12 protein-coding genes are annotated in these 14,594 nt (G+C 48.8%); 2 read left to right on the top strand and 10 right to left on the bottom strand.

From position 1 onward, the window contains the following. Window positions 1–50: 50 nt before the first annotated feature. Complete coding sequence (locus ACES2G_RS01700) at window positions 51–1,070, top strand: hypothetical protein (protein WP_374001131.1); 1,020 nt, start codon at window positions 51–53, stop codon at window positions 1,068–1,070. Here ACES2G_RS01700 and ACES2G_RS01705 read toward each other — a convergent pair. The 5 genes from ACES2G_RS01705 to ACES2G_RS01725 all read right to left on the bottom strand — a co-directional run bounded on the left by ACES2G_RS01705 (window position 1,051) and on the right by ACES2G_RS01725 (window position 7,773). Beyond that, window positions 1,051–1,857: a hypothetical protein gene (locus tag ACES2G_RS01705; RefSeq protein WP_347358810.1), complete on the bottom strand. Its 807-nt coding sequence runs from the start codon at window positions 1,855–1,857 to the stop codon at window positions 1,051–1,053. The genes ACES2G_RS01700 and ACES2G_RS01705 overlap by 20 nt on opposite strands. A 21-nt stretch (window positions 1,858–1,878) precedes the next feature. After that, window positions 1,879–5,076, bottom strand: a complete 3,198-nt coding sequence (locus tag ACES2G_RS01710) for an error-prone DNA polymerase (RefSeq protein WP_374001132.1) — start codon at window positions 5,074–5,076, stop codon at window positions 1,879–1,881. Further along, window positions 5,060–6,382, bottom strand: a complete 1,323-nt coding sequence (locus ACES2G_RS01715) for a hypothetical protein (protein ID WP_347358808.1) — start codon at window positions 6,380–6,382, stop codon at window positions 5,060–5,062. Before ACES2G_RS01715 ends, ACES2G_RS01710 begins: the two co-directional genes overlap by 17 nt. Continuing rightward, window positions 6,330–6,986, bottom strand: coding sequence for a recA protein (locus ACES2G_RS01720; protein WP_347358807.1), 657 nt, complete (start codon window positions 6,984–6,986; stop codon window positions 6,330–6,332). Before ACES2G_RS01720 ends, ACES2G_RS01715 begins: the two co-directional genes overlap by 53 nt. Before the next feature lie 136 nt (window positions 6,987–7,122). Continuing rightward, entirely contained in the window at window positions 7,123–7,773 is a 651-nt protein-coding gene (locus ACES2G_RS01725; RefSeq protein WP_374001133.1) for a hypothetical protein, read from the bottom strand. A gap of 16 nt (window positions 7,774–7,789) precedes the next feature. Between ACES2G_RS01725 and ACES2G_RS01730 the strand changes: the two genes are divergently transcribed. Beyond that, window positions 7,790–8,767 (top strand): hypothetical protein, encoded by a 978-nt coding sequence (locus ACES2G_RS01730; protein ID WP_374001134.1) that lies wholly within the window; start codon window positions 7,790–7,792, stop codon window positions 8,765–8,767. Here the strand turns inward: ACES2G_RS01730 and ACES2G_RS01735 are convergent. From ACES2G_RS01735 to ACES2G_RS01755, 5 genes are all read right to left on the bottom strand, one after another. Next, the gene (locus tag ACES2G_RS01735) at window positions 8,764–9,255 is read right to left on the bottom strand and encodes a methylated-DNA--[protein]-cysteine S-methyltransferase (protein WP_374001137.1); all 492 of its coding nucleotides are present in this window, start codon (window positions 9,253–9,255) and stop codon (window positions 8,764–8,766) included. The genes ACES2G_RS01730 and ACES2G_RS01735 overlap by 4 nt on opposite strands. 45 nt (window positions 9,256–9,300) lie before the next feature. Beyond that, window positions 9,301–9,720, bottom strand: coding sequence for a hypothetical protein (locus tag ACES2G_RS01740; protein WP_347358803.1), 420 nt, complete (start codon window positions 9,718–9,720; stop codon window positions 9,301–9,303). 115 nt (window positions 9,721–9,835) lie between these two features. Beyond that, complete coding sequence (locus tag ACES2G_RS01745) at window positions 9,836–10,858, bottom strand: hypothetical protein (protein ID WP_374001139.1); 1,023 nt, start codon at window positions 10,856–10,858, stop codon at window positions 9,836–9,838. A gap of 69 nt (window positions 10,859–10,927) precedes the next feature. Next, a complete protein-coding gene (locus ACES2G_RS01750) occupies window positions 10,928–11,698 on the bottom strand; it encodes an alpha/beta hydrolase (protein WP_347358801.1) in 771 nt (256 codons plus the stop codon). Next, window positions 11,698–14,511: a pyruvate dehydrogenase gene (locus ACES2G_RS01755; RefSeq protein WP_374001140.1), complete on the bottom strand. Its 2,814-nt coding sequence runs from the start codon at window positions 14,509–14,511 to the stop codon at window positions 11,698–11,700. Before ACES2G_RS01755 ends, ACES2G_RS01750 begins: the two co-directional genes overlap by 1 nt. Between the last annotated feature and the right edge of the window lie 83 nt (window positions 14,512–14,594).

Genomic DNA, 14,594 nt, shown 5'->3' on the forward strand with positions numbered 1-14,594 from the left:
GCGAAGAAGTGACACTTTTTTGTCTTCATGCGTATAGAGAAGGAGCAGTTATGAAAAAAATCAGTCTTATTCTTGCTGTGAGCTTGGGACTTACCGCTTGTGCCCAAAGTGACTCTGATTACGCACGGAAGTACAGAAATAAAGAAGGCCCCAAAGCAAAAGCTGAACAGACTGTTCCTGATGGTAAGACCGTCAGTATGTGCGATAAACCAGCCCTGGTCATCTGTGAAGGCTTGAGTAATATAGGGACCAAGGCGCAGGCCGAGCTGGCGAAGAATGCCTTGAGCTCTTTGAAGAAGGCTCATGGTTTGAGCGAAGACTTTGATGGTTCCCCTGCCAGCTTTGCAGCTTTGAGTGAAGACAAGAAAGCGCTGAATCTGGATTCTGAACTGCTGAAAAAGGCCGACGAAGAATATCAGGCTCTTTATAAGTACGACGCTGATGTGATGGAAGCAGCTGAAATCGCCCGCACGGCTTTGATTGGTGTGGTCGAAAAGGAACAAGGCATGTCTGAAGACGACAAGCGCCACCTGTTCAGTATTATTAATACGTCTTTGGTGTTCTCTGTGACAGAGACATTGACGAATCATTTTACTTTCAAAGATCAAGTGGTGACACAGTTGAAAGAGACCTGTGGCTTGGATGGTGGTAAGAATGCCTCCCTGTCTATTGTTCCTGGTGGTGGTCCGAATGGTGTGATTGCTCTGTGTCCAGGCCGTTTGTTAAGAAACGCAGGCGTGGATAAAGAAGACCGTATTTTGAGTTTGGTTTTTGATTTGACCCGTGAAATCGCAGTGCAAATGAGGCTGCGTGGAGCAAAGTCAGATGATAAGACTGAGGCTTGTCTGGCAGGAGGTTCTGCTAAGGTTCAAGCTGACTTATGGGGCTATAAAGTAGTTAATGCTCTCTTGAAGGATGGAAAAGACATCGAGGCAAAAAAAGCTAAAGTCAAAAAAGCTTTCCGTAGCTTGTGTTTGGATGGCAAGACAGAAGAAGAGCGTATTTTGAACTTCTTCAAATTGGATGAAACAGGAGTTTCGCTTTCCTGCTCTAACGGACCTCGCTGCTAGTATAAGCTTCGACTTTCATTTCTATGGAATAGTCTTTGGAGGCCTCTTTTAATGGGGCCAGCATCCAGTTCCAATCTTTTATTTTCGTGAAGCCGTCAAAGTGGACAGGGTAAGAACCGCTATAGGTGATTTTCCCTTCCGGATCGCGATAGGTGACGGCGCGATCGCTGTAAACCAGCTTCTTTCCTTTGCAAGAACGCAGATTCTTAAGGTGGATTTCCCCATAGGCCGTACAGATCTCATCTTTTTCCTCAAGGCTCAGGTTTTGTTTGGTGAACTTTTCCAACGCTTCCATCGGAAGCAGTGCCAGTTGGGAAAGTAGATTTCCGGACACAATCAAATCAGCTTCGAAATGGAACAGCTCTTTGTGTGACAGCTCCTGAATCAGGTTCTTCAGATCCTGCAACGATTTGAGTTTTTCAAGTTCAGCCAGGGAACCGCCCAGATCCATAGTGACAAGCTTCAGGCGCGGATTTCTTTTCGCGGTCCAATGATGTTTGAGCGGATGCACAACATCCACCAAAGTGATGGATTCAAAGTTATTCACCAATAGATGCAGGGGAATTTCATGCAGGTGGGCACTTCCCAGCACGACCACGGATTTCTTCTGGGGCAGATCCTGAATGCTTTGCAGAAAGATGTCCTGGCAGTTTTTCAGATGCGGAAGCCAGACCTTTTCACAGCGCTCATAGCGGTGCTTTAAAGAAATCGAGTGATACAAAAAACCGTATTTCTTGGCAAGGGGAGTGGCTGGAGTGAAAATCATTTCAATGGCTTCGCGGATCATGTCGGCACCATAACACCAGCTTCAGGTCAGAGGCAACACTCGTTCGGCTCGGATATTGGTGATCCCGCCGACTTTTTCAAGATGGCCTTGAATTTCCAGCAAGGACCGGGTGTAAATGGTCGGTCGGTATTTCTGATAAATTTCCGGATGAATGACGATATTCATAAATCCGAACTCGTCTTCCAGCGTGATAAAGCACATTCCTTTTGCGGTGGGGGGTCTTTGTGTGATGGAAACCAGGCCCGCCACCCGCACCTTGGTTTTTGTTTTAAAACGTTTAAGCTCTTCTGAGCTCATGTAAGGGACGTAGCGCTGAAGAATTAAAGACTGACTTTTTCCCTGCAGGTAAGACCTCAAAATGGAAATCGGATGAGCATCAACAGAATATCCCTTACTGTCGTATTCCCGGCGCAGTCGATCCCAGTTGGATTCAAAGGGCAGGTGCTCAGGTTCATCTTCATCATCGCCAAGTTCAAATTGTTCCTTCGGGTGTCCCCAAAGGAAGCTGTGTTGATCCAGACTTAAGCTTTCCAAGTGCCAGATCAGTTCGCGAGTATTGTTGTTGAAAGACTCAAAAGCTCCCGCAGCTGCAAGTTTCAATAAAATACTTCGTGGCAGGCCCGTGCGCTGAATAAAATCAGTGAGATCCTTAAAGGGACCTTCTTCTTTGCGGGCCTGTTCGATTCGTTGAGCTAGCGGGGCTGGCAAGCCATAGATAGAGCGTAAGCCCACACGCAGGATATGGTGAGCGCCGTCTTTTTCCTCCAGTGTATAGTCGTAATCGGATTTTTGTACATCCAGTGGTGCGACCTTCACGCCATTGCGCTGAGCTTCGGCAATGAGCGTGCGGGGAGCATAGAAACCCATTGGCTGACTGTTTAACAGACAGCAAGTGAAGACATCCGGATGATGCCATTTCAGATAACAACTGGCATAGGTCAAGAGTGCAAAACTGGCCGAATGACTTTCCGGGAATCCATAGTTGGCAAAACCCTCGATGGTTTTATAAATCTGATCGGCGTACTCGTTGGAGATTCCATGGTGGGCAAACCCCGTGCGCAGACGCTGTTCGATGCCGCCCATGGTGGCTTTGCGTTTCCAGGCTGAAGACATCACCCGGCGCAGTTCATCGGCTTCCCCCGGAGTGAAGTCGGCCACGGCCACCACCATCTTCATCACTTGCTCCTGAAAGATGGGAACCCCCATGGTTTTTTCAAGAATAGGTTCCAGCGCGGGGTGGGCATATTTGATTTCTTTGGGGCGATTCTGGCGCAGCTTCAAGAACGGATGCACCATGCCCCCTTGCAATGGGCCCGGGCGGATCAGGGCGATCTCAATCACCAGATCATAAAAGTTTCTGGGCTGCATGCGGGGCAAAGTGTTCATCTGCGCACGGGATTCAATCTGAAAGACACCGACAGTTTCCGCGCGGCAGATCATGTCGTAAGTGGGTTTATCATCGGCTGGCAAAGTGGCAAGGCTGTAGTTCTGGCCTTTCACATCACGCAAAAGATCAAAGCACTTGCGCAGGCAAGTCAGCATTCCCAGACTTAAAATGTCAATCTTCATCAGACGCAGAAAATCCACGTCGTCCTTGTTCCACTGAATGACATAACGCCCATCCATGGTGGCTTTTTCGACGGGAACCATTTCGGTGATGGGATCTTGAGTGATTAAAAAACCGCCGCTGTGAATCCCCAGATGACGGGGGAATCCGTGCAGCTGCTGAGCCAGGGTCATGAACATCTTCCACGGCCCCGGTTCCATGCCGAAATCCGCTGCCACGGCGGGATCCAGCAGGCGCTTCATTCCATCGCGGCCCATGAATTTGATCATGGCATTGATCTTGGTCAGTGGCATGCCGAACACCTTGGCGGTTTCACGGATGGCCATGCGGGAACGATAACGAATCACCGTGCATACCATGGCGGCATGGCGTTCGTTGTATTTTTCATAGATATGCTGAATCACTTCCTCGCGACGGCTGTGTTCAAAGTCGATATCAATGTCCGGTGGCTCGCGCCGTTCACGCGACAGAAAACGTTCAAACAACAGATTCATTTTCACCGGATCAATCGCGGTTAATCCCAGGCAAAAACACACCACCGAATTGGCGGCTGAGCCACGGCCCTGATAAAGAATTCCTCTGGATGAAGCGAAATCACAGATCTCTTTCAAAGTTAAAAAATAATCCTCGTACTGCAAATCCTTGATCAGTTCCAGCTCGTGTTCGATTTGTTTTAAGGTTTTTTCAGGAATGCCTTCAGGGTAGCGGCATTGCGCTCCCTTCATCGTCAAATCGCGCATGTGTTCGGTGGACGTCATCCCGAAAGGTAAGCTGGATGCGGGATAGCGGTAACGTATCTCGTTTAATGAAAACGTCACACGTGCCGAGATCTCCACAGTTTTTTCCACAAGATCAAGCCGGTCCTGCCAAAGCCATGAAATATCATCGAGGCTTTTTAAGCATCTTTCGGAATTCTGAATCAGTTTATTTTTCGCCTCTGCCAAAGTGGTGTGATGAAGCGTGCAGGTTAGAACATCAAACAAAGGTTTGCGTTCCGGGCTGTGCATGAACGGGCGTTGACTGACAAACAAACGGGCCTGGTATTTTTCTTCCAGCGCAAAGCCCTGCCGGCAGAATTCCTGCGATTCCCAGGTCAGATCCCGCCACAGTGGCAGATACAGGCGGTTGTCGAAAATCTTTTCAAGTCTTTCATAGCGTTCGTCCGTCCATGGCGGAATGGCCAGGCACAAAAGACCTTGATTGTATTTTTCAATCTGTTCCAGACTGAGTTTTGAAAATCCCTTGGCGGCCTGGCGTTTTCCCAAAGTCAGAATCTCGCACAGGTGCGAATAGCCCTGTTTGTTCATCGGGATCAGCACGATGGAACTTTCATCGGTCAAAGTCAGCTCGGAACCAATCAGATAATGAAAGCCTTCCTTTACTTGCGGCGAAGCCGTAAACAAAGACGGTGATTGAATGGTTTGAAAACCACGGACCACGCCGTAAAGACCATTCAGATCACACAGTGCCATACCGTCGTAGCCAAACTCCACGGCTTGCGACACCATTTCTTCAGGACTGGATGCCCCTTGCAGAAATGAAAAATTACTGCGACCCAGAAGTTCGACGAATCCTTTGGCCCGCGGCCGGGGCTTGGCTGGCAGGCGTGAGTTCTGTGACGGAGCTAAAGATTTACTAGTCAAAGTACCCATGTAAATAAACCTGTGAATTTATGCGATCTTTGAAAACCCACAGCAGTTGACCTTGATGAGAGAGCGCAAAGTAATAATCTCTGTTTTTTAAATCTTGAACGCTGATCTGCCACCAGGCCGATTCAATACGTTCACTGGGAAGGGACGAAACAAAGCGAAGTTTCTGCACTTCGCCAGTGCTCAGTGCCTGCGGTTTTTCCAGCAGCAGGGACGGGCGTGGGCTGGAAGCCAAAGCTTTTGCATAGACTGATTTGATCTGCAAAGCTTCGTCCTGTCTTTCCACCAGATCCTGAGGTTTAAAGTCCTCAGGCCAGTCCGTCACCAGGCGGAAGCTTTGTTCGGGAAAGTGACTGGCTTCCATTTGCAGAAAGCCCATTTCACACTGGGATTGTTTGGCAAAACTGATCAGGCGGCGCCAGCGGTCCTCAGTGTTGTCCCGGGGCTCAAAGAAATCCAGCTGCTGGATTTTTTCCGGCACATCAAACAGAGTGATTTCAAATTCACGGATCGGATTTTCCAGAACTTGCTGTTCTAGTTTTTTAAGCAACAGATCCTCAAAAAGATTCTGATCGCGGGTGGGACTGACGGGTTCAATCGATATGTTATAGCGTTTGTCTGAATACTCACAGTGTAAAACCACATCCAGTCGCTGCGCATGACGGGCCAATCCCAGCAAACGCGCAAATAACACATCCAAATGCACTTTCAGGCGCACCATTAACAAGGGCGCAGACCCTATGGGATCATCCAGGTAGCCATAGCCCACAAGAGGGTCGCGAGGCACAAGAGGTGAAATGACTTGAGAGTCCTGAGAATGCAAACGATTCCAAAGTAAAACACCGAAATCCCCCCAGCGTTCCCGCAGTGAATTCAGACGGAAATTTAAAACATCTTCCAATCCATGTACGCCCAAGGTGTGAAAAAAGGCGATCATGTGCTCAATCGGTTTTTTCTGCGCCCACGGGGATAGCCCCTCCAGATCTTTCAAGGCATCCAGTCCCAAGCCTTTGAAGCTTTCCTGTTCTTTCCCACGCAGGGAAATGTGCGAAGGTCGCCACTTCGCCAGCATCTGGGCGGCAGGGGCTGTGTCAGCAATAGCAGCGGCGGCATCGGATGAAAACTTTCCGGCAATTTCCAGGGCTTTTTCCAGACAGCCGCGCTCTCCTCCTAAAAGGTGCTGGGTGGAGGCGATGTCCACGAAAATAAAATGGGGGAAGCGGAACTGAACCCGGGGGCTCAGTACTAAAAACGCCTCAGCTGAGGAGCTTTCTTGTGGTGTTTTTAAATTGATGCATAAAGTTCGCATGGATCATACTCCCAGCCAGATTGAATGGTGTTGGACGGTGAAGTGCGCGTTGAATAGTGATAAAATCCCGTTGAAAGTGAATCATCAGACTGAAAAGAGGATTCACAAATTTGCTGGCCTTCTGATTCACAAAAACCAAAGCCACTTTGTGCAGGCGGCACAGGCGTTTTAGTTTTTGCAGCTGGTGATTCTTTAAAAACATTTCCTTCAGGTTGCAACCGATGACTTCAAACAGGGAACTGGTGATCAGTTCTTGCAGCAGCCAGAACAGTTGTTCTTGATCTTTGGGCTCTTTCACCACGAGCAGTTTTTTCAGATTGATTTGATAGTTGTTCAGATGGGCTGGGAACAGTTGCGTATCGCCATTCACCCACGCGGCCCATTTGTTCTGGGAATGCACCCCTTGAACAATACGAATCCACAAAGAAGTGGCCCCCGTACCGGGAGTTCCCTGCAGAAGACTCAGATCCCCTTGAGGCAATCCTTTCCATAGAAGGAAGTCATCCAGCAGGCGAACACCGGTGGGAAGCCCTGCCGGTGGCTGCAATTGCTCGGCAGAGACAAAAGGAATATTGGCTAACTCGGGAAGGGCAAGGGTGCTCATACGCTCTCCATTTACATATGAATTTACTATGTAAATTATATGTAAGTAAAGGGCGTATTTTAAATATGGACCAAAGTTAGTGTTTTAAAAATAGCAAATAAAAACATTAACTTAAGTAAGTTAAACAACCAGTCTTTTAGGGTTGGCGCAGCTCTTTGGGGGCGGCCACGCGACTTTGGATGAAGTAACGAAGCCCGACAGATCCTCCGTACTGATCTACATATTCATGGGCTTTCTTGGTCAAAGAATAGGAATAGCGTCCTTCCGCCACGATGGCATACCGACCACTGTTCCAGAGCTCTGCCTGCAGAGCCAGATCCAAACCTGTTTCAGAAGAAGAGCGTGCTGTGGTGGTCATGTCGTCAGCGACAGTGAAGTCATTATGAAGAACTGTGATATTGCCCATGGGATAAGACGTGTACACGGACAGAGAGCTTGAGAAGGACGGGGTCCACCAGCGACGATATCCCAAAGTGATGTGCATCACTTGAGTTTTTTCGACGACATATTTGTTGTCATCTTCACGGAAGAAGAGCTTGTTCATATAAATGGCTGCGATTTCCAGGCTGCCTTTGTTATCAACGTCGCCATTGGCAACCAGGGCAAGTCCTGTCGAGTTCAGGGCATTTTCGTCGGACTTTTTTCCTTCATAATTGGTTTTGAAGATGTAAGGACCCAACGTCGCATAGACATTTCCGCGCTGTGGAATATAGGCCGAAGCTGTTTTTGCAGCGAGAAGTGAGATACTCAGCGACAGAAAGCAAAGGATGAGTCTAAAATAATTCATGTTTGGAGACTAAAACGTGAAAGAGGAAAAAGCATCAACATCTTTGAAGACGTTCGTTTCCATCCTGCTTGTTTTGGGGACAAGCTCGTGGGCGTGGGCTCGCAAGCCTGCCAGCGCCACGACTCCCGCAGCCAAACAAACTCCCGCAGAAAGTATCGAAGAGTCCCTGATCAGCGGTAATATCGCCATTTCTGAATGGTTTGATGGCGTGGCGGAGGGCCTGGATTTGTTTCTGGCAGGCCGTCAGTACACCAGTAAAAAAAATCCCACCTCTGCGACCATCTCGTCGGCTTTTTATTATAATGAAAAGAATCACTACTCGGATGCGACCAGCTTTAATCTGAACCTGCGTCTGCCGAATGTGGAAGAATACTGGATGATCACGTTCACAAGCTATGATGAAACCAAAGAGCGTGGTGTCAGTCAGACCTATCTTCGTCAAACACCGCGTGAGCAGGATTACGGGGCGACCTTGGGCTTCTTTCAGAAGTTGGGTGACGTCCGCACATCCTTTCAACCACACATCAGTTTTGCCGGGTCTTTTAAAATTTCAAACTCTTTGACCTTTGAAAGCGTCGCCGAGCGTGGCAAGAATTATCGGGTCAATCCCAAGCTGCAATTTTATGCTGATGCGGACAAGGGGACGGGGATCTTTCAGGCTTTCAACTTTAACTTCTTGCTGACGAAAATCTTCACCCTGACCTTCATCAATGAAGGGGACTATGAAGATCGAACGCACCTTTATACGGTGACCAACGGTGTGGCTTTGGGGCAGTGGTTTAATAAAACCGCCAACATCTCGTACAACTTCTTTGTGATATCAGAAAACAAACCCAGCTATCGCATGACCGGCTTTAGCCTCTCCACATCCTGGAGTCAGACTCTTTACAAGAACATGCTGTCATACCAGTTGATTCCGGGGCTGGGTTTTAATACTGATGACAACTATCGCGGTATCCCCGGAATGACCTTGATTCTGGATTTGCAGTTTTAAAGGGCGCCTTCCACTTTCAGCAAATATTCTTTTACTTCCGGTCCCCAGTGATATTTCAGCGTATTGCCGTTTTTCCCAACCACACGGTGGCAGGGAATCCAATAGCTGATGGGGTTTTTGCCGACAGCAGACGCCACAGCTCGGACAGCGGAAGGGCGGCGCAGCTTCTTAGCCAGCTCGGAATAGGTGACTGTCTTGCCTGCGGGAATCTTTAAAAGCTCCAACCACACTTTCATTTGGAATTCCGTGCCTTGTAATTTGATTTTATGCTTTTGAGTCCAGAAGTTACCCTGATTCCATTTGGCAGGAACGAAGGATCCCACTTTGAAAGCATAGTGAGTTTTGAAGAAATCAGCCAGATCGCCTTCGACCAGCTTCTTTCCGGCGTTATAGCTGCCCAAGAAGATAAGCTCATCCTGATCAAAGGCGGCCAGCCACTCGCCATATTCAGAAGGAACTTTATAGATATGAAACTCCAAATCCGCCATACTCACCTCATTTGTGAGCTGACAGCTTTATCGCAGAAGAATCCTTTAGACAACCTCCTCGAAATAAAGGCCGGTGCAATAGCGGATATCGTAGGCATGGAACCGCTTTAAAATCGGCACGGCCTTGTTCTTGTCTTCATCACTCATTGTGACCAGGCAAACAAGCACGTGCCCGCGTCGAAGTTCATCATCCGCTTCGGTTAAAAAGTGCCATTCGGCCGCATCGGAAAACTTCACGAACTTGCGGAAGTACTTGCCGACCAGGTCGGAATGGGTGGAATCCAGATCCACGGCTTCAACCCCCTCGTCACCTTCAAAGATATTGATGTCAGCTTCGTGAAAGCCGATGTTAATCAAAGCAGAGGCGGCTTTGCGGACGTCTTCGGCATTGGTAAAAAAGGCCAGTGTGTGATGATTTAAGGATGGCAAATGACTTGGATGAGGCAGGTGTTCCAGCCGACTCATAGATCTCCTCCTTGATAAGATTATTATACGGCATTCGGTGGACTCTGAATGCCGGGAATAAGACGTTTACATATTTGTAAATTCAGTTAGGACAAACAGCCGGGTGAATCAGAGTTTATTCAAACATTCCATCCATGGTGATGAACTTCTGATTGTTGTTTGTCATGCGGATGGATTGATAGAAGCTCTGTTGGCACTGACCCCGCAGCAGCGCATCGACTCCACCAATCATCGCTGTATAAACCTCGTCCACATTTAAGACATCCATGGAAGTGATGATGCCAGAGTTTGGAGCTGCTGCCCGGGTGCGCGAAAGGAAGTGGTCGCGGGAGGCACAGGACATCAGCCCCAGAACCGGGGCTTGTTTGGAGCCGGAGGACAGTGCATTCAACATTTTCTTAAATCCAGGTCGTTGGGCTTTGTAGTAACCCGAATAATCCAATTTGTTGGTGCTGCCGATAAAAACAGGCGGAGCAAAGTCAGGTCCCCCGCCATTGCGGGAGTGTCCGAAGTAAAATACGGCATCGGCTTCACGCAGGGCCTTGCTGAAGTAGTTTTCCATATACTGGGTTCTTTGGCGCTGTTGTTCGCGGTATCTGCCAAGGTTGTCCGAAAGAATTTCCGACTGAGAAGAAAAGCGAATTTCCACGCGAGCCTGGATGCGCCGCCCATGAATCATCACATCGCGGACAAAGACGGAAGAGCCCTCAGAGCTTTGCTGGAATCCACAGAAACGCGCATTCCCACTGCAGCGCGAAGTTAGCAGCTCTTTCAGGGCTTCAAAGGCACCAATGTCCATGGAAGGACTCAGTCCGTAACTTCGCCCGGAATAGCCGACATTGCTTCCGGTTGTCCAGTCGAAGTACCCCAAAGCGATGCGAATATCCAGAACGCCGTCGTTTAAAATTCCACCGTAGCGTTTCAGGCAGATGGAACGTTTGTCCGAGGTCAGATTGTTGGGATTGTCAGTGGCTTTGTCTTCTAACAGGGAAAGGTAGTGTTCCCCCATATTGTTGAACAGCTTTTCGTAAAGGTAGCCGGTGCTGCGCCCGCCCCAGTTAAATGCAGAGGCGGTGGATGAAAGGCCCAGAAGAAGGCCAGCAACTAAAACGATCTTAAGACGGATTTTATTCGCCATAGTCCCCCCATGAGGGACCAGAATAAAAAACAGAAGGAACAAACGCCTAGTAAAATTCCTTTGTCTTGTTCAAGAGCAAGGTTGGGCCACGCGCTTAAGGAACTTTTCCAGCGTCGGAGCATACTCGGCCTTAAAGTCCCGCAGGCCTGTCAGGTGACCGGCTTCCGGCAAAGACAGTTTGCTCCAATCAAGTTGAGTATGCGGCTCAAAGACGTCATCGATATGTTCTGGCGGAATCAGCAGATCCTTCCAGCCGCGAATCGACAGGATGCGGAAGCCCGCAGGGAAGGTCGCCAGATCTTTATGAAGATCCTTGTGCAGGAAGGGGCTCCAGCTCAGGCTTAAAACGGGTGTGAGAGCCAATCTTAAAGGTAAAGGACGAATCTTGTATTCATGCGTATAGAGATTGTAAGCCGAAGGCAGGAAGCGTCCGGAAGGACCACTGTCACATACCAGTGCCACAGTGTCGCTGCAATTTCTGCGGGCCATGGCTTCAATGGCAGAAGCTGACGGATTAGAAAACGAAAAGATGATTTTCTTTCCCGGAATCAGATTCAGCAGGGATTCAATTTGATCAGCATAGACGTGTTTAAGGCCAAATCCGCCCTTGGCGCTGATCGGAAGTTTCAGAGAACGAAGATTTTTGTGGTCGCCTTGAAGCTGAAAGGCAAAGGCATCAAAGCCCCAGGAATTAACGAGCTTGATATGGCGGAGAAGCTGCTTTTTGCTGCCTTCGAAGAAGTGAACGAAGAAGATGACTTCTTCAAATTTCTTCTCGCGAGCTAAAAAGAACTCCCCATCGAAGGGGAGTTCTTGCTGAGCTAATTCTGTGTAGCGCATTAGTGCTTCTGGCTGTGGGTGGCGGATGGCCACAAATCAGTCCAGTGAGCCACTTTGTTGGAAGCCTGGTTGGCTTCGCCCAAAGCTTGTTCTGACACCATGACTTTTTCAAGAGCGGTTTCAGAAAGGACTTTTCCGCACGCTTCTACGATGGAAGCGTCGTCAAGGTGGTGGTACTTGTAGATCTCCGTTGGACGACCGCACTTGGAGTGCTTGCGAACCGCAAGGCATTCCTGGCGTACACCAATGATAGAACCCAAGTTATCCAACAGACCCGCTTCACCGTCGTGAACGCTGACTACAGGGATGCGGCGACCAGCGACAGTGATCAAATCACCAGTAGAGATCTCTTCTGCTTTTTTCAGGTAAAGATCCGCGTTGATGCCCAGTTCATTGCGCAAGTAGTGGTAATCATTTTCGTGAGCCTGGATACCAGTCAACAGATCAGATGAGGTCACCACGATCACGTTGGCATAAATACCGCGAGCCAGAAGAGCTTCAGAAGCTTTCATGGCTTCAGCCACCAAGGCACCCATTGCGAAGATATTGATTACGTTGTCGCCTGGCTCGTAGCCTGCGTAACCACGGTAATCAATCAGGAAGTAAGCGCCTTTAAGCACTTCTTCACGAACAGTTGCGAACATTTCTGCTTCGCTCATCGCTGCCACTTCTTCTTCGTTCACAGCTCCTGCAACCGGGAATTCCGCGCGGGACAGTTTGCCTTCCAGACCCACTTTGAAGCGAGCTTGTTTGGAAAGATACTTCACGAAGTCTTTTTGTTCCGCACCGCGAGTCACCAGGCGCAACAGAACGCCGGATCTGCCTACGTTGTCGTTCAGAACGTGTCTGCGAATCGCGTCCACCATGATCCAGTCAAGCTCTTGGCAGAAGTATGGCTCCCAAGTGATTTGATTTGGAATTTGAACGTCAGATTTCCAACCGTGCTGAGCACCTTCCGGAGAAAGAGTCACACCTGATGGAGTACCCACGCAGATAAATGAAGATTTCCAGTATAGATTGTAGAAGTACTGATCCAAGGCACGTTTCAGGAAGAAGTCGTACACAGTCATCAATGGGATGATTGGCACGCCTACAACGTCACGCATTTTACCGAAGGCACCCACGCAGGACATAACGTTGCCTTCCGCGATTTCAAAACGCAGGAAGCGATCCGTAACATCTTCGCCAGGAACCAAGTCTGGAAGTTTGTCATCTTTGACGCCCAACTCAGCTTCGATGTCGTCAACTTCCTGAGCACCGAAGATCTTACCATCCATCGCTGGATTCAAGTTCGTCGAAGTGCCCACGTCTGGAGCCATGGAGATAAACAGTTCGCCCGGAAGCTTGAACGGTTTTTCATTGGCAGTCAGGGCTTTTTGGCCCGCTTTCAATTCAGATTCATTCAGGGATGTGTTGGAGATACGAGTCAGTTTTGCAGTCAACTGGCCCAGCATCCATTGCGTGTGCGGGTAGCTTGTCATCTTCGTGTTGATTTCCAAAGAAGATGGCATGTCGCCAAACTCAGCAAGCTTGTTCAGGAAGAACTCCTGATTTTTTGCTTTCAATGCATTCTGAGCTTTGATGTCAGCAAGGATTTTCTCACCCCGAGCCGCCAGGAATTTACCTTCAACAGATTTTTCTTCGAAACGTGCGTAAAGAGTGTCGCCAGTGATGCCTTGTTTTGCGCGCAACTCTTCAACTTCGTCTTCGTGAGGAAGGGAGGAGTGGTTGCCCTGCTGAGCTGCGGCTTTCAAGCCCCAGCCTTTAAGAGTGTGGGCAATGATGATCGTTGGTTTACGTTTGGATTCTTTGGACTTCATCATCGCTTTTGCCAGAGACATCATGTCGTGTCCACCGAAGTCACGAAGTGCTTCGTAAACATCCTGATCCGCAATCGGCGTTAGGAACTTTTTAAGAGTCGGATAGTCTTTGATCAAGCTGTCTTTAAGAAGTTTTGGATCATGAACCAAAAGCAACGCTTGCAAGTCATAGTCCGTCAGTTCTTTTTCCAGGAAGGTTTTGAAAGTCTCGCCGTCTTTCTTTGCAAAAAGAGCTTCACGTTTAGCGCCGTGACGAACTTGGATCACTTCCCAGCCGTTGGCTGCCATTGTTCTTTCAACACGGTCTGCATCCGTACCACCCAGGATAGCGTTGTTCACCAAGCGGTGACCATCCAGGGATTGGCGGTTGTAATCCAGAATCCAGGTCAGGTTGCCGATTTCACGTTCAGAGAAGTCAGGCACTGCTTCATACATGGAACCTTCACGGAATTCAGAGTCACCGCAAACTGCCCAGAAGTGAGCGTCTGGTACGTCGTAACCGTGTTCATGAGCATAGCGATAAGCCAAAGCCATGTAACCCGCTTCAACAGGTGGAATACCTACAGAGCCAGATGGGAAGAAGTTGTGCTGATCCGGATCGTATGCAGAGTGATAAGATTGGAATACGAACTCGTCACCGTTGGTGAACTTACGCAGACCGTGCATTGCCTGGTTGGCTTCTTCCAAAGAAAGTTTGGAAAGATCGTTCTTAAGAAGATTGTCCAACAGGTAGTTGTAAGCGTGGTCTGTCGGGGATGCGTGCGGTTTGTTGGCGATATGATCGAAGCCGGATTTTACCAACAAGTGCAATGCACCCATGATGTGAAGGGAGCTTGCGCAACCGGCAGGGTGACCACCGATTTTTGGATCGCCTTTTTCTTTGTCAGGACGATGGTTGGCTTGCCAGATCATCTGGGTCGCCAGGTAGTGGGCGCGTCTTGCGATAGAGTCCAGAACCTCAGGTTTTGCGTTTTTGAGTGTAGAGTTATCCACGTGGTTCTCCTAAGTTTTTTCAGTCTTTTATGCGCTTGCAACCTAGCATTCTACCCTAGAGGAGTCCACGTGTTTAAGCCCTG

It is taken from the genome of Bdellovibrio bacteriovorus, assembly GCF_041888015.1.
Classification (GTDB): domain Bacteria; phylum Bdellovibrionota; class Bdellovibrionia; order Bdellovibrionales; family Bdellovibrionaceae; genus Bdellovibrio.